The sequence below is a fragment of the Enterococcus diestrammenae genome, assembly GCF_049384045.1.
Taxonomy (GTDB): Bacteria; Bacillota; Bacilli; order Lactobacillales; family Enterococcaceae; genus Enterococcus_C; species Enterococcus_C diestrammenae.
The window spans coordinates 1-16,817 of the sequence record NZ_JBMRGR010000020.1 but is presented as its reverse complement, the minus strand read 5'-3'; the positions used below and the strand labels follow the sequence as shown (position 1 = coordinate 16,817).

General features: G+C 43.9%; 14 protein-coding genes. All 14 read left to right on the top strand.

All coding sequences use genetic code 11. The features are described from left to right. The first annotated feature begins 42 nt into the window (after positions 1–42). The 14 genes from ftsL to ileS all read left to right on the top strand — a co-directional run bounded on the left by ftsL (position 43) and on the right by ileS (position 16,550). Entirely contained in the window at positions 43–447 is a 405-nt protein-coding gene (ftsL, locus tag ACO03U_RS11845) for a cell division protein FtsL (protein WP_204687785.1), read from the top strand. Next, the gene (locus ACO03U_RS11840; protein ID WP_161868321.1) at positions 448–2,664 is read left to right on the top strand and encodes a penicillin-binding transpeptidase domain-containing protein; all 2,217 of its coding nucleotides are present in this window, start codon (positions 448–450) and stop codon (positions 2,662–2,664) included. Positions 2,665–2,690: 26 nt separating this feature from the next. Then, positions 2,691–3,653, top strand: coding sequence for a phospho-N-acetylmuramoyl-pentapeptide-transferase (gene mraY, locus ACO03U_RS11835; RefSeq protein ID WP_204687783.1), 963 nt, complete (start codon positions 2,691–2,693; stop codon positions 3,651–3,653). Between the two features lie 13 nt (positions 3,654–3,666). Beyond that, complete coding sequence (gene murD, locus ACO03U_RS11830; protein ID WP_204687781.1) at positions 3,667–5,037, top strand: UDP-N-acetylmuramoyl-L-alanine--D-glutamate ligase; 1,371 nt, start codon at positions 3,667–3,669, stop codon at positions 5,035–5,037. A gap of 33 nt (positions 5,038–5,070) precedes the next feature. After that, the gene (murG, locus tag ACO03U_RS11825) at positions 5,071–6,165 is read left to right on the top strand and encodes an undecaprenyldiphospho-muramoylpentapeptide beta-N-acetylglucosaminyltransferase (protein ID WP_161868324.1); all 1,095 of its coding nucleotides are present in this window, start codon (positions 5,071–5,073) and stop codon (positions 6,163–6,165) included. 22 nt (positions 6,166–6,187) lie between these two features. Then, positions 6,188–7,267: a cell division protein FtsQ/DivIB gene (locus tag ACO03U_RS11820; protein WP_202625787.1), complete on the top strand. Its 1,080-nt coding sequence runs from the start codon at positions 6,188–6,190 to the stop codon at positions 7,265–7,267. A 148-nt stretch (positions 7,268–7,415) separates the two neighbouring features. Further along, positions 7,416–8,741: a cell division protein FtsA gene (gene ftsA / locus ACO03U_RS11815; RefSeq protein ID WP_161868325.1), complete on the top strand. Its 1,326-nt coding sequence runs from the start codon at positions 7,416–7,418 to the stop codon at positions 8,739–8,741. 24 nt (positions 8,742–8,765) lie between these two features. Next, positions 8,766–10,004, top strand: coding sequence for a cell division protein FtsZ (gene ftsZ, locus ACO03U_RS11810; RefSeq protein ID WP_161868326.1), 1,239 nt, complete (start codon positions 8,766–8,768; stop codon positions 10,002–10,004). Positions 10,005–10,020: 16 nt separating this feature from the next. Beyond that, positions 10,021–10,689: a YggS family pyridoxal phosphate-dependent enzyme gene (locus ACO03U_RS11805; protein ID WP_204687779.1), complete on the top strand. Its 669-nt coding sequence runs from the start codon at positions 10,021–10,023 to the stop codon at positions 10,687–10,689. Positions 10,690–10,837: 148 nt separating this feature from the next. Continuing rightward, positions 10,838–11,404, top strand: coding sequence for a cell division protein SepF (locus tag ACO03U_RS11800; protein WP_204687777.1), 567 nt, complete (start codon positions 10,838–10,840; stop codon positions 11,402–11,404). 12 nt (positions 11,405–11,416) lie between these two features. Then, a complete protein-coding gene (locus tag ACO03U_RS11795; RefSeq protein ID WP_161868329.1) occupies positions 11,417–11,710 on the top strand; it encodes a YggT family protein in 294 nt (97 codons plus the stop codon). A gap of 37 nt (positions 11,711–11,747) precedes the next feature. Next, positions 11,748–12,530, top strand: a complete 783-nt coding sequence (locus ACO03U_RS11790; protein ID WP_204687775.1) for a YlmH family RNA-binding protein — start codon at positions 11,748–11,750, stop codon at positions 12,528–12,530. A gap of 31 nt (positions 12,531–12,561) precedes the next feature. Next, on the top strand, positions 12,562–13,326 hold the full coding sequence (locus tag ACO03U_RS11785; protein WP_161868331.1) for a DivIVA domain-containing protein: 765 nt from the start codon (positions 12,562–12,564) through the stop codon (positions 13,324–13,326). A 419-nt stretch (positions 13,327–13,745) separates the two neighbouring features. Beyond that, on the top strand, positions 13,746–16,550 hold the full coding sequence (gene ileS / locus ACO03U_RS11780; protein WP_204687773.1) for an isoleucine--tRNA ligase: 2,805 nt from the start codon (positions 13,746–13,748) through the stop codon (positions 16,548–16,550). Positions 16,551–16,817 lie beyond the last annotated feature (267 nt).

Here is a 16,817-nt window from a genome sequence, read left to right as displayed (position 1 = left end):
ACTGACACGACAAAGAGCATGAAAAAGAAAGGAGTGTGGCACATGGCTGAAGTCAAAAAAGTCGCTGATTACGATTACGACTATTCCGACAACTTCAAGCAAGCCCCAGCGCCTGTGCAAACACCACCACAGCGTCCTGAAATCATCAAAATTCCCGCTTCACCTGCTCGCAGATTGAAGCGCATTTCTCGTCTTGAGAAAATAATTGGCGTGTTGCTACTATTGTCAGTGATTGGTCTGGCGATTTTAACTGTCTACGTACGGACAGATATCAGTCAGTTGGAACATGAAGTTTCGCAAATTGAAGCTGCCACTGCCGAAAAAGGACAAGAAAAAATTCGTCTTGAACAAGAAAAAGCCGAATTGACCACCACCGAACGCATTAAAGAGGTGGCGGAAAAACAAGGATTGAAAATTAACGACGATAATTTGGGGACAGTGAAGTAAATGCGGTTTAAACGAATTCGCCATTTTTTTAAGAAACATAATTCAACCACAAAGAACAATCGCAAAAAAGTAGGTATTCTCTTATTTGCTACGAGTATTGGATTGTTCTTTTTGTTTGCCGGTCGCTTGACCTACATTGTCACAGTAGGGGAGATTGCTGGCAATTCATTGAAAGAAAAGACGGCTAACCTTTATCAAGGATCAAAAACCGTCAAAGCCAAACGAGGGACCATCTATGATCGCAATGGTGTAGTCATTGCGGAAGATGCGACCTCGTATTCGATTTATATTGTCACAAGTACCAGTTACGTTTCCGGCAACACGAAGCTATATGCGGAAGAAAAGAACTTCGATAAGATTGCCGATGTCCTCCATGAAGTGCTGGGTTCAAAAAAAGCCGATGTGGTGAAGGCATTGGAAAAAGCTAAGAAAAACAATGCCTATCAAATCGAGCTGGGAACCGAGACCAAGAATCTAACTTTAAAAACCAAGCAAAAAATTGAGGAAATGCTTGCCGGTGACGCCGAGGATGATAAGGACGATGTGAGAGGGGTCTACTTTAATGAACATCCCAATCGTATCTATCCAAACGGGGTATTTGCTTCGCACTTAGTAGGGTACACCGATACAAAAGTAGAAGACAACCAAGAAACGGTGACTGGGGTCATGGGGATTGAAGAAGCCTATGATGATATCTTGAAGGGAACCGATGGCAAAATCATCTACCAACAAGACAATTACCAAAATCCATTACCAGGAACGGTGGCAGAAGAAAAACCTGCGAAAGATGGACAAGACATCACCTTGACCATTGATAGTCGTTTGCAGTTGTATCTGGAGAGTTTGGTGGACAATACCTTTGCCGAATACAAACCGGAAAACATGACAGCTATGTTAGTGGAAGCTAAGACAGGGCAAATCACTGCCATGACCCAACGGCCGACTTTTAATCCGGAAACCAAAGAAGGTTTAGACAACAAAGATCTCAATTGGATGAACACCTTGGTACAAGATCATTATGAACCCGGCTCCACCATGAAATTAATGACGGTAGCCACCGCGATTGATGAAGGCATCTTCAATGAAAATGAAACTTTTGTCTCCGGCTCAATCAATGTTGCCGATACCACGATTCGTGACCATGACCTTGGAGCGAAGGGGGTACTAACCATGCGTCAAGCACTTTCCTGGTCTTCCAACGTAGGGATGGTTACTTTGGAACAACGGATGAAAGAGGCGTGGCAAGAACACCTAAAACTGTTTGGTTTTGGTACTAGCACCTACTCTGGGTTGCCCTATGAAAACACCGGTAGTTTGCCTAATGACAATATCGTTGACCAAGCTATGAGTTCCTTTGGGCAAGCCATCAACGTCACTAATTTTCAAATGATGCGGGCGTTCACCGCGATTGCCAATGATGGTAAAATGCTAAAACCTCAGTATATTTCAAAAATTACCAACCCTGAAACCAACAAAGAAAAAGTTTTCCAAACAGAAGTCGTGGGCAATCCCGTCTCAGCTGCTGCGGCCCAAAAAGTGCGGGAATACATGGTGGATGTCACCCAAAGTGCCAACTATGGTTCGGCTTATGGGGTCTATGACGTCCCAGGCTACAATATCGGTGGCAAGACCGGGACCGCTCAGATTTACAATTCTGAGACCGGGACCTATTACGATACCGATAACAATTACCTGTATTCGATTGTCGAAATGATCCCGGCCGAAGATCCGGAATACATTTTGTATATGACGGTTAAAAAACCGGAAAAATGGTCGCAAAAAGCGCTAGGCTCCATTGGGAATCCTTTGTTGAAACGGGCGATGGATTTCAAAAAGTCCGAAGAGCCACAAACTTCTGATAAAGAAGAAGAAAAAATCGTGGTGACGGACTACCGCAAACTAGCTACCGATACTGCGGCAGCCGATGCCAGTCGAGCAGGTTTGATGCCGGTAGTGATTGGTACAGGCGATGAGGTAGCGGCGCAGTCCACCCCTCACGGCACCGAACTATTGCCATCAGAAAAGCTAATCTTGAAAACCAATGGCGATACCTTTTATATGCCAGATACCACCGGTTGGTCAAAAGCTGATTTGATGAAAATCGGTAAGCTATTTGATATTCAAGTCAATTTTGAAGGTGAAGGGTATTGTGTCAAACAAAGCATCGCTGCGTATCAGAAAATTGAAGGCGATCTGTTGACCTTTACGTTAGAATAGAAGTTAATATTAAGGAGTAGTTAGTTATGGAATGGACCCAAATGATCATCCCCATCGTCAGTAGTTTTGCTATGACCTTTTCGGTGATGCCCCTATTTATTGGTTATTTTCAAATGAAGCGTTATGGACAATCAATTCGTGAAGAAGGGCCGAAATGGCATCAAGCCAAGGCCGGCACCCCCACCATGGGAGGCTTTGTCTTCTTGATTGGGATTTTGCTGACGGCAATCTGGGTAGGTGCTTGGCAAAAAGCCTTGACCCCGAATTTGTTTATCTTATTGTTCATCATGATTTTATACGGGCTTTTGGGTTTCTTAGATGACTTTATCAAGATTTTTAAAAAACGCAATGAAGGCTTAACCTCCAAACAAAAATTGGTGGGACAAATCGCCGGGGCAATCGTTTTTTATATCGTCTTTTTAATGGATGGCAATAGCAATGTGCTAAATGTCTTTGGCTTTGATTTGCATTTGTCTTATGTCTACGGGCTGTTTGTTTTGTTCTGGCTGGTGGGCTTTTCCAACGCTACGAACTTAACTGACGGCATCGATGGTCTTTTAAGTGGTCTCGGAATTATTTCTTTTGCTACCTATGGAATTATTGCTTTCCATCAAGGCCAAATTGACGTATTATTGATTTGCTTGAGTGTGATTGGTGGCTTGGCGGGCTTTTTCCCTTATAACCATAAACCAGCAAAAATCTTTATGGGTGATGTTGGTTCATTGGCTCTAGGCGGGCTGTTAGCAGCGATTTCTATCTTGCTTCATCAAGAGTGGACGTTGTTGTTAATCGGTTTGATTTATGTGGTAGAGACGGCAAGCGTGATGTTGCAAGTCGCTGTTTTTAAAAAGACTAAAAAACGTCTTTTCAAAATGGCCCCTTACCATCATCATTTAGAAATGAGTGGCTGGAGTGAGTGGAAGATTGATCTTATTTTCTGGCTCGTGGCAGCTATCATCTCTGCTATCACTCTCATAATCGCCTTGTAGGAGCTGAAATGTTATGAAACAAATGACAGATTATCAAAATAAAAAAGTTCTTGTGCTGGGATTAGCCAAGAGTGGAGTCAGTGCGGCCAAATTGTTACATGATTTGGGCGCACTTGTTACCGTTAATGACGGGAAGCCATTTTCTGAGAATCCCGAGGCACAAGATCTTTTGGCTTTAGGGATTAAAGTCATCTGCGGCAGTCATCCGATTGAATTGTTGGATGAAGACTTTTCATTGATGGTAAAAAACCCGGGGATTCCTTATACCCAACCGCTTGTACAAAAAGCCCTCGAAAAACAAATTCCCGTGATCACGGAAGTGGAGCTGGCTTATCAAGTCGCTGAATGTCCAATCATCGGGATTACAGGTACCAATGGTAAAACCACCACCACCACGATGATTGCCAATATCTTAAACCAAGGGATGGCGACAGGGACGGCCCGTTTATCTGGTAATATCGGCTATCCCGCTAGTGGTGTTGCCGAAATTGCTGAAGCAAAGGATGTTTTGGTGATGGAACTGTCCAGCTTCCAATTATTGGGCATCAAAACCTTCCATCCAGAAATCGCGGTGATCACCAATCTTTTCTCCGCTCACTTGGACTACCATGGAAGTCGCGAAGAATATGTCAAAGCTAAATGGCATATCCAAGAAAATATGACTAATGAGGATACCTTGATTCTCAACTGGACGCAAGCAGAATTGCAGGAGTTAGCAAAAACCACGAAAGCCCAAGTTCTGCCATTTTCTTCCGCAGAAAAAGTGGATGGTGCCTATCTTGAAGATCAGGTCCTTTACTTTAAGGGAGAAGCGATTCTGGCGGCTAGTGAACTAGGCGTGCCAGGTATCCACAATATCGAAAATGCTTTAGCTGCGATTTGTGTGGCAAAAACCCGTGGAATTGCAACGGAAGCGATTGCCCAAGCTTTGACTAGTTTTACTGGAGTAGCTCATCGTACCCAGTTTGTCACCAAATTTAACGAGCGACGCTTTTTCAATGATTCTAAGGCCACCAATATCTTGGCCACCGAGATGGCTTTAGGCGGCTTTGATCACAGCAAACTGATTCTCTTGGCTGGGGGACTGGATCGCGGCAATAGTTTCGATGATTTGATACCTTCATTGAAAGATGTTAAAGCTATCGTTTTGTTCGGTGAAACCAAAGATAAACTCGCCGATGCAGCGAAAAAAGCCGGCATTCCAACGATTCTTTTTACCGAAAATACCGAAACCGCAGTTCCTATCGCCTATGACCTAAGTGAACCAGGAGATACCATCCTTTTGTCACCAGCCAATGCCTCATGGGACCAATACAAAAACTTCGAAATCCGGGGCGAGAAGTACATGGCAGCAATCCGGAATCTAATGGCTACAAAAGCCTAAGTTTTACAATCTAAGCAGAAATGAGCGATTCTTGTGAAAATATTAGTGACTGGCGGTGGCACTGGCGGCCATATTTATCCCGCCTTAGCCTATGTCGAATATGTCAAAAAACAAAATCCCACCGCTGAATTTATGTATGTGGGGGCCAAACGGGGTCTAGAAAATAAAATCTTGCCCAAGACGGGGATTCCTTTTAAAACATTGGAAATTCAAGGCTTTAAACGCAGCTTGAGCCTGGACAACTTAAAAACGATTCAATTGTTTTTGAAAAGTGTCAAAGAAGCCAAGAAAATCGTCAAAGAGTTTGCACCTGATGTTGTGATTGGGACCGGTGGCTATGCTTCTGGAGCAGTGGTCTATGCGGCTACCAAATTGAAAGTGCCGACGATCATTCATGAGCAAAACAGTGTCCCTGGTGTGACCAATAAATTTTTGAGCCGGTATGTCTCAAAAATCGCGGTGGCTTTTTCCGACGCGAAGCAATTTTTCCCTAAAGAGAAGACGGTCTTGGTGGGAAATCCCCGGGCAACGGAAGTCGCTTCAGTGGCGGCCTCTGATGTCTTGACGCAATATGGCTTACAACCTAATCGACCAACTGTTTTGATTTTTGGTGGGAGTCAAGGCGCATACCGTTTGAATCAAGCGATGCTAGAAGCCTTGCCTCAGTTTGCTGGCAAAGCGTATCAAGTCTTGTATGCCTCAGGAGATCGTTATTATCAAGAAATCCAAGAAAGCTCTAAAATTGACTGGGAGCAATTGACAAATGTTCGTGTCGAACCCTATATTGATAAAATGGCAGAAGTGATGATCAACTGTCAATTATTGGTCGGACGGGCAGGAGCGACTTCAATTGCCGAGTTCACGGCCTTGGGGTTACCAGCAATTTTGATTCCTAGTCCCCATGTGACCAACGACCAACAAACGAAAAATGCGCAAAGTTTAGTGAAAGTTGGCGCAGTAAAAATGTTAACCGATGCTGAGTTGACCGGTTCATTGTTAGTCGCGACCATCGATGAAATCATGACTGACGAAAGCACTTTGCAAAAGATGGCGCAAGCTTCCAAAAACGAAGGCATTCCTGACGCCGCCCAACGGTTGCATGAACTTGTTGAAACAGTAATCAAATAGTAAAAAGCCAGAAAAGGTGGTGATGACCATCAGTAAGAAACAAAAGCCAAACCAGCCGGAGCCTGGTCAAAAACCTTCCCAGCCTGATGATAGCCAATTGACCCCATGGCAAAAAGCCAACTTGGAATATCAAAAGCAAAATCAACAAGCTGCCAATTGGTCACCAACTGTTATCGAAGGCACCAAAGAAAAGCCGGAAGTAGAAGCGTTACCCCTAGACTTATTTGACGAAGAGCTTGCCGAACCTGAACTGGGTACCCGACCTGCAGCAGAAGCTACGATGCCTTTTGCCGATCGGCTACCAAAAGTCAAGTACCAACGCAACAATCGCTTGTACCGACGGATGGTCTTACTGATCTTGCTCTTGCTGATTCCTTTGATAGGTGTCGTTTATTATGTGTCTCCCTTGTCAAAACTAGCGGCGGTGACGGTTTCTGGGAATCAAAAGGTGGCGGCTACTGCTATCATCAAAGAAGCGAAGTTTACCACTGAGACGGATTTGTGGCCACAGTTTTTCCAAAGTTCAACGCATTTACAGCAAGTGAAAAAAGCCCAACCTCGTGTGAAGTCGGTATCACTGGCGATTACTAAGCTGAATCATTTTAAGATTCACGTGACGGAGTATCAAGAAGTGGCGGTTTTAGCTCATGACAACAAATACTCACCGATTTTGGAAAATGGGCAGGTGTTGACAGAAACCATGAAAAACCCTACCGAGAAGTTACCTATCTTGGAAAACTTAGCGGATCAAAAGCGGATTACGCAAGTTTTAGCGGCTTATCATGGATTGTCGCAAGAGCTGCAAGAGGCGGTATCTCAGATAAAGTATGAGCCCACTGGCAGCAACAAAGAACTGTTGCGTCTTTATATGAATGACGGCAACCAAGTCATCGTCAACATCTCCAACATGACTTCGCAAATGAAGTATTATTCCCAAGTTGCCAAAGAAATGAAAGAAGATGGTGTCATCGATATGGAAGTGGGAATTTTCTCATATCCCTATGGCAATGACAAGAAGACCGAATCAAGCACCGACGCCACAGAATCCTCAGAGACTGAGGGAAATCAAGCAGCGGCGGAAGATGTACCAAAATCCGAATAAAAAGGAAATAATTTGCAATACATATTTCTAAATTTGGCGGTTTTATGGTATCATTGATAGCAGTGAACAAATATCTAAATGATATAGCGCAAGGAGCAATTTGCTCTGTTTCGTATATGGATTTATTTTGTAGGAGGGAATCCCATTCATGGCAAAAACGGGAATGTATGTAGGCCTTGATATCGGTACGACATCTGTAAAAGTTGTTGTTGCCGAGTATGTAGAAAACCAAATGAATATCATTGGTGTCGGAAACGCCAAATCGGAAGGGATTAACCGCGGGATTATCGTGGACATCGAAAAAACGGTTCAAGCGATTCAGCGGGCGGTACGCCAAGCAGAAGAAAAGGCCGGCATCCAAATTCGCAGCGTGAGTGTAGGGCTTCCTGCCAACCTGCTGGAAGTGGAAAGCTGCCAAGGGATGATTGCAGTCAACAATGACTCCAAAGAAATCTCTGATGATGATGTCCGCAATGTTTCTTCAGCTGCCTTAGTTCGTTCAGTTCCACCTGAGCGACAAATCATCAGCATCTTACCACAAGAATTTACGGTGGATGGCTTCGAAGGGATTAAAGACCCTCGTGGCATGATTGGTGTTCGGTTGGAAATGTTTGGCGTTGTCTTTACAGGACCAAAAACGATTTTACACAACATCCGCAAATGCGTCGAAAAAGCGGGCTTGACGATCAATGAAATGGTAATTACACCATTGGCTTTGACGGAAAGTATTTTATCTGACGGCGAGAAAGATTTCGGGACGATCGTCATCGATATCGGTGGTGGACAAACCACGACTGCGGTCATGCACGACAACCAATTGAAATTTACCCATGTCAATCAAGAAGGTGGCGAGTATGTCACCAAAGATATCTCCACCGTCTTAAACACTTCCTTTAACAATGCGGAAGCCTTGAAGATTAACTACGGGGATGCTTATCCAGAACGGACTTCTGCTAGTGAAGAATTCCCGGTGGATGTCATCGGTAAGTCTGAACCAGTGAAAATCGATGAACGGTATTTGTCAGAAATCATCGAAGCGCGGATGGAACAAATTTTCAACAAATCCAAAGAAGTCTTAAACGACATCGATGCTTTGAGTTTGCCTGGCGGTGTGGTTTTAACCGGTGGGGCAGCCAGCTTACCAGGGGTGGTAGACTTGGCGCAAGAAGTCTTTGATACCAACGTCAAATTGTATGTTCCTAATCACATGGGCTTACGTAACCCAGTCTTTACCAATGTGATTAGCATCGTCGACTATTCTGCAAACTTAAATGAAGTCTACCAATTGGCTAAATCAGCGGTTACTGGTGAAAAATCTGTACCACAAGCCCAACCAGAAGCCGTGGTAGCTCAAGAAGTGCATTATGAAGAATATGATAACGCTGATGAAGAAGAATACACAGAACCAGAGCAACCTGCTGGCGAAAGCGTGAAAGACCGTGTGAAAGACTTCTTTTCCAATATTTTTGACTAATCTACCAGGAGGAACTTAAACATTATGGAATTCTCAATCGATAATAACATCAATGAAGGCGCCGTGATTAAGGTCATCGGTGTCGGCGGTGGTGGCGGCAATGCTATCAATCGTATGATCGAAGAAAACGTCAAAGGTGTCGAATTCATCGCTGCCAATACTGACGTGCAAGCATTAAAAAATTCAAAAGCGGAAACCGTGATCCAATTAGGCCCTAAATATACCCGGGGTCTTGGGGCTGGTTCGCAACCAGAAGTCGGCGAAAAAGCTGCCGAAGAATCAGAAGAAGCAATCCGTGAGTCATTGGAAGGCGCCGACATGATCTTTATCACAGCTGGTATGGGCGGTGGTACAGGGACTGGTGCCGCACCAATCGTGGCTAAAATCGCCAAAGAACTTGGCGCATTGACAGTCGGCGTGGTGACTCGTCCGTTTACTTTTGAAGGACCAAAACGCGGCCGTTTTGCTGCAGAAGGTATCGCTAAATTAAAAGAAAATGTCGATACTTTGTTGATCATCTCCAACAATCGTTTGTTGGAAGTCGTTGACAAGAAGACGCCGATGTTGGAAGCTTTCCGTGAAGCCGATAATGTATTACGTCAAGGGGTTCAAGGGATTTCTGATTTGATCACTGCACCAGGCTATGTCAACTTGGACTTTGCCGATGTGAAAACAGTCATGGAAAACCAAGGAACAGCTTTGATGGGTATCGGGGTTGCCTCTGGTGAAGACCGAGTCATTGAAGCAACGAAAAAAGCCATTTCTTCTCCATTGTTGGAAACCTCTATTGATGGCGCTGAACAAGTGCTCTTAAATATCACTGGTGGCTTGGATATGACCTTATTTGAAGCCCAAGACGCTTCAGATATTGTTGCCAATGCAGCAACTGGTGATGTCAACATCATCTTAGGGACCTCGATCAACGAAGAACTGGGGGATGAAATTCGCGTCACCGTGATTGCTACCGGTATCGATCCGACTAAGAAAGAAACCAAAGGCCGTAGCTCACGCCAAAGCCAAATCCACAGCATTCCGCAAAAACCGGTGTTGGATATGGAACAAGCCAAGCCAAGTCAAGCAGATGATGACAATGCATTTGGTGACTGGGATATTCGCAAAGAACAATCACAACGCCCAAGAGTCGATGACGCCCAATTTGAAACTATCGAAAAGAAAGACTTTGAAACTTTCAATCGTGACGAAGTGAAATCAAATGACGACGATGAATTAAGTACGCCACCATTCTTCCGTCGCAAACGATAAAACGGAGGCAGAGCACATGATTTCTGAGAACTTGCGGGAGGTCCGACAAGAGATACAGAAGTCTTGTGCTCTTGTTTCGTCCTCACCTGACCAAGTGATGCTGGTAGCTGTGACCAAAACAGTCGATCTGGCGACCACTATCCAGTTGGTCCAAGAAGGGATCGTCCATCTGGCAGAAAACCGGGTGGATAAATTCTTATTAAAAAAACAAGCAATGGTAGATTTTCCCCAAGTAAATTGGCATTTTATTGGTAATTTACAACGGAGAAAGGTAAAATCTATAGTAAATGAGATTGATTTTCTACACTCTTTAGATAACTTAAAACTAGCGGCTGAAATCCAAAAAAGAGCCACCAGTAAACTGAAGTGTTTTGTCGAAGTCAATGTCTCAGGGGAGGCAGCCAAACAAGGAATCCCTCCCACAGCAGTGTTAGATTTTGTTGAAGAGCTCGCAGGTTATGATAAAATTGAAGTAGTTGGTTTGATGACGATGGCTCCACAAGCCGCGTCACCAGTTGAGCAACAACAAGTCTTTCAACGGCTGGCTGCCCTTCGTGATGAAGTGGTAGCAAAACACCCTTTAACAACTTGTACCCAATTAAGCATGGGCATGTCCAATGATTACCAAGAGGCGATCAAAGCTGGCGCGACTTATGTGCGAATTGGTTCGGCCTTGTTTAAATAAGGGTAATCCAAGATTGGTGATGGTCGCCAAATCTGTTGAAACATGGGTTTTTGGCAAAAGTCAAAGAAGGCAATGAGTGAAACGTTCTTTTTGCGACAGTCAGTTTGACGACTGATGTGACAAGCCCGACAAAAAGGAGGAACCTTAAGTGAGTATATTAAGTAAAGCTGCTGATTTTTTTGGCCTTTCTGACAATGAAGACTTTGAATACGAGGTAGAAGCGGTAGCGCCACAACCTACCGTGGCGGCGACAGTGGAACGTAGCCAACCAAAGAAAAAAGCAAAAGTTAGCGAAAACTATCAGTACCAACAAACAGCGGTGGCAGAACAACCTCAAGTCCAGCAGGAAGAGAAAAAAGTTGTTCCGATTCACCAACCTAGCCGGAGTCAAAATCCTGGCAAACGCCCCGTTACCCGCCCTCACAATGATGGCGGCCAAGCAACTGGCAAAATCACCATTTTGGAGCCAAGAAATTACGGTGAAATTCAAACCATTGCAAAACATTTGTTAAATGGGGAGGCTGTGTTAATCAATTTCGCGAGAGTGGACGAAGAACAAGCTCGCCGCATCGTGGACTTTCTCACGGGGACGGTCTATGCCCAAGATGGGGACATCAAACGGGTAGGGGATGAAATTTTCTTGTGTACACCAAAAGACATGGAGATTGAAGGCGCGGCTTCCGTTTATGGGGAAGCGGATGTGTTTGAAATCTGATCCTAGGAGGAAATGATCATCATTATTTTTCGATTGCTTAATTTATTGATGCGGGCAGTGGATTTGTATTCACTTATATTAGTGATTTATGCCTTGCTCTCGTGGATGCCTGGAGGATACGAATCAGGGATTGGCCGCTTTTTGGCGAAGATCTGTGAGCCGTTTTTAAACCTGTTTCGTAAATTGCCCCTCTCTTTTGGCGCGGTGGACTTTAGTATTATGATCGCCATCTTCGCTTTGAATATTGGCGGACGTTTGATTTATCAATTACTTTGGGGACTAGCAGTACGCTTGTTGACTTTGTGAAGCAAGCCTATTTATATTAAAAAAGGGGTGATTTTCTTTGAACGCGAATGTCTATCAACATTTTCGCAATGAGGAACGCCCTTTTATTGACACTGTCTCTGATTGGGTGGAACAAGTCCAAATGCAGTATGCGCCCTATTTAACGGACTTTTTGGACCCACGACAAGCCTACATTGCGGAAACTTTGATTCGCCAAGAAAGTGAGTTGAAGTTTTTATTTTACGGGGGCTATGAAGCGGCTGAGCGGGTACGTTGTTTGATTTATCCCGATTATTATCAGCCCACCACCGATGAGTTTGATATCCAACTGTTTGAAATCCATTATCCTGTTAAATTTGCAACATTGGGTCACGGCCGCGTGTTGGGGACTTTATTGGGGACGGGGGTCAAACGGGAGTACTTCGGTGATATCATCAGTGACGGTGAAAACTGGCAAGTCTTTGTGGCTAAGGAAGTCGCTTCTTATGTTCAGTTACAGGTGGATAAAATCGGTAAAATTGCAGTACGTTTGGAAGAACGTCCTTATACGGCGATTTTACGACCGCTAGATGCCTGGACCAGTGAGAAATCTACGGTCAGTTCCTTACGCCTGGATACCATCATTTCCAGTGTCTATAATATTTCCCGGCAACGTTCAAAACAGTTGATCGAGTCGGGAAAAATTAAAGTCAATTGGACCGAGGAGACCCGACCGGATTTTCTATTGGATCTCTTGGACATTGTTTCGGTTCGTGGCTTTGGTCGCATCCAAATCCAGGACATGGAAGGGATGACCAAAAAAGAAAAAATCCGCTTATCTTTAGGGGTTTTGCGGAAATAAAGAACTAATTAAAGCAAAGGTGGTAACAACGATGGCATTAACTCCATTAGATATTAATAATAAAAGCTTTTCTGTAAAAATGCGTGGCTACAGCCAAGATGAAGTCGATGATTTCCTAGACTTGGTAGGGCGGGATTATGAAGCTGCTGTTCAAAAAAATCGTGAATTAGAAAAAGCTCTGAAACACGCGGAAGAAAAATTGGAATACTTCAATGAATTGAAAGATGCATTGAATCAATCCATCATTGTCGCACAAGATACGGCGGATAAAGTTAAAACTTCGGCTAGCAAAGAATCTGAAGTGATTATTACTTCAGCCCAAAACAAATCCGATGAAATGATTGCCAGTGCTGAAAAACGGGCCAACGAATTGACTACAGCCGCTGAAGCAAAGGCCAAAGAAATCTTAAATGATGCCACGGTGAACGCCCGTCAATTGGCTACTGAAACCAATGATTTGAAAACGAAGACCCGGGCTTTCCACCAAAACTTGACGGTGATGTTGCAAACTCAATTGGAACAAGCCAAGAGTCCAGAATGGGATGAAATCTTAAAACCATTTGCTAGTTATGTCCAAGATGGTCATGAAGTCTTCAAAGAACTTGTGGCAAAAGACCTTGACAAAGATGTTGACTCTGAAGTAAACTCGGATTCAGTAGTCACTGAAAATCCAGTGAATGTGGTGGAAGCTTCTGAGAAAGTTGTGGAAGTAGCCCCAGATCAAGAACCTACCGTTAAATCTTTAGATGATGCCAAAGATTTATTAGATAAAATCGAAGGCAAAGACAAAAAGTAAAACAGAAAAGCTATCGTTATCTTTTTAGCGAGCCGGTGAGGGTGGAAGTCCGGTAAAGCTCTGACGATGGAAAGATCCTTTACTTGCTATTTGCTGCTAAAATTAAGTAGGCAGCAACGGGTGATGGCGTTATTCATCAACGAGTTGGCTAGTTTTGCTAGTCAAAAAATCGGGTGGTACCACGACACGTTCGTCCCTTTACAGGATGAAGGTGTCTTTTTTTGTCGACTGGGGCGTAAGATCTGTGGGCTTGAAAAATCACTCAGGAAGACTTAAGCGACAAATGATAAGCGATCTGCCCCTAGACGCTAAGCCAGCTGCTTGGGACAAAAGTGATAGCAATCACGCCATTCGCCAATTATTGAATTGCACCTGTGAGACTATTTTCGCAGGACAAAATAAAAAAGGAGCGACCAATTATGAAAATGAAGGATACCTTGCATTTAGGAAAAACCGCTTTTCCGATGCGTGGCAACTTGCCAGTCCGAGAAGTTGAATGGCAAAAAGAATGGGAAGAGGCCAATATTTATCAACGCCGTCAAGAATTAAATGAAGGAAAGCCTTCGTTTATTCTTCATGATGGACCCCCTTATGCAAACGGCAATATTCACTTGGGCCATTCCCTGAATAAAATTTCAAAAGATATCATTGTTCGTTCAAAATCTATGTCTGGTTTTCGGGCGCCTTATGTACCTGGTTGGGATACTCATGGTCTACCCATCGAACAAGTGTTGACCAATAAAGGCATCAAGCGCAAAGAGATGTCAATGGTGGCTTACCGGGAAAAATGTAAAGAGTATGCTTTGTCACAAGTGGACAAACAACGAGCAGACTTTAAACGTCTGGGGGTTGCCGGTGATTGGGAGCATCCTTATATCACTTTGCAACCGGAATACGAAGCTGAAGAAATTCGGGTCTTTGGTAAGATGGCTGAAAAAGGCTATATCTACAAAGGCTTAAAACCCATTTACTGGTCACCGTCTTCGGAATCCTCTTTAGCTGAAGCGGAAATCGAGTACAAGGATGTAAAATCCCCCTCCATCTATGTCGCATTTCCAGTGGTTGATGGCAAAGAATTGTTGGATACCGATACTTCTTTCATCATCTGGACTACGACGCCATGGACCTTGCCAGCCAACATGGGGATTTCAGCAAACCCAGACTTTACTTACGTCCAAATCTTGGCTGATGATCGCAAGTTTGTTGTAGCCAAAGAATTGTTGGATACGGTAAAAGAAGCCATTGGTTGGGAAAAAGTTGAGGTCTTGCAAGAATTCCCAGGAACAGCTTTGGAATTTATGACGGCGCAACATCCTTTCTATGACCGGACTTCCTTGGTAATCTTAGGGGACCACGTCACGTTGGATGCCGGGACTGGTTTAGTGCATACCGCACCGGGACACGGGGAAGACGACTACTTTGTTTGGCAAAAATACGGCTTTAAAGATATTTTGTCACCAGTGGATAGTCGAGGCATGATGACTGATGAAGCACCAGGCTTTGAAGGTGTCTTTTATGACAAAGCCAATCCGATGGTAACTGATTTGCTGAAAGAAAAAGGTGCGTTGCTAAAACTTGATTTCTTCACCCATAGCTATCCTCATGACTGGCGGACTAAAAAGCCAGTGATTTATCGGGCAACGCCTCAATGGTTTGCTTCCATTGATAAATTCCGTCAAAATATCTTAGACGAAGTAGAAAAAGTTGATTGGATCATTCCGTGGGGTAAAACGCGTTTGTACAACATGATTCGTGACCGAGGGGATTGGGTAATCTCTCGTCAACGGGCATGGGGGGTTCCATTGCCGATTTTCTATGCGGAAAATGGCGATGTCATCTTGACTCCTGAAACCATCGAACATGTAGCCCAATTATTTGCGGAACATGGCTCCAATGTTTGGTTTGAACGTGAAGCTAAAGAGTTGTTACCTGAAGGCTTTACGCATCCAGGTTCGCCAAATGGTCAATTTACCAAAGAAACAGATATCATGGATGTCTGGTTTGACTCAGGTTCTTCACATGAAGCGGTCTTGCGTCAACGGCCAGAACTCAGTTTCCCAGCGGACCTGTATTTGGAAGGTTCGGACCAATACCGTGGCTGGTTCAACTCCTCAATCACGACTAGTGTAGCAGTCAATGGCGTCGCACCATATAAAGCCGTCTTGTCCCAAGGCTTCACCTTGGATGGTGAAGGCCGCAAGATGAGTAAGTCTTTGGGGAATACGATTTTACCAGAGAAAGTCATCAAGCAAATGGGTGCCGATATCTTGCGGTTGTGGGTTACTAGTGTTGATACCGAAGCAGACGTACGAGTTTCGATGGATATCTTGAACCAAGTATCTGAAGTTTACCGGAAAATTCGCAATACCATGCGTTTCTTATTAGCAAATACAGCAGACTTTGAGCCTGCAAAAGATACCGTCGCTTATGATCAATTACGTTCTGTCGATAAATACATGATGGTGCGTTTGAATCAAACCATCAAAGAAATCCGCGAAAATGGTTATGACAAATATGATTTCTTGACTATCTATAAAACAGTCATGAACTTTATGACCACCGACTTGTCTTCCTTCTACTTGGATTTTGCTAAAGATGTGGTGTATATCGAGGCTGAGGACAATCATCAACGCCGCTGCATGCAAACAGTCTTCTATCAAACCGCGGTGGCATTGACAAAACTCTTGACGCCAATCATCCCCCATACGGCTGAAGAAATCTGGAAACACCTGAAAGAGACGGAAGACTATGTGCAACTAGCAGAATTCCCTGCTTATCAAGAATATCCAAATCAAGGGGAATTATTGGATACTTGGCAAGCCTTCATGGATTTCAGAGATAAAGTGTTGAAAGCTTTGGAAGCGGCCCGGAATGATAAATTAATCGGTAAATCCTTGGAAGCAAAATTGACGATTTATCCTAACGAACCAGTGGCAGAGTTGTTGAAAGCTGTCGATGCGGATATCGCACAATTGCTAATCGTTTCACCAGATTACTTGACCGTGGCACCGGTGGGAGCTGAAGCACCTGCTGCAGCGCAAATCTTTGATGACGTGGCTTTATTAGTGGAAAAGGCCGATGGTGAAGTTTGTGATCGTTGCCGCCAAGTCAGAAAAGATGTTGGTGCTGATGCCAAGTTACCAACCTTGTGTAGTCATTGTGCAGAAATCGTTGAAGCTGGCTTTCCTGAAGCTGTCGCAGAAGGCTTTGAAACTAAAAAATAAATCAATTAGTCAGAAGCATATCGCTTTTTGATGAACTACAATCAAAGGGTTAAAACAAGCCGTGCCTTTCCTATTACGAAATGAGATAGGAAAGGCACGGCTTCTTTGTGACTAATGGATGGTAAGGCCGTAGTCTTCTTTTTTATGGTAAGTTTTTTATTCATCGATAAGGGCTGTCGCCAATCATGATAAACGTAAGCGAGAAATAATCCAACGCATTTTCTACCAATCACTCCTCCTTTATACTTAGCTTATTGCTAAATATGA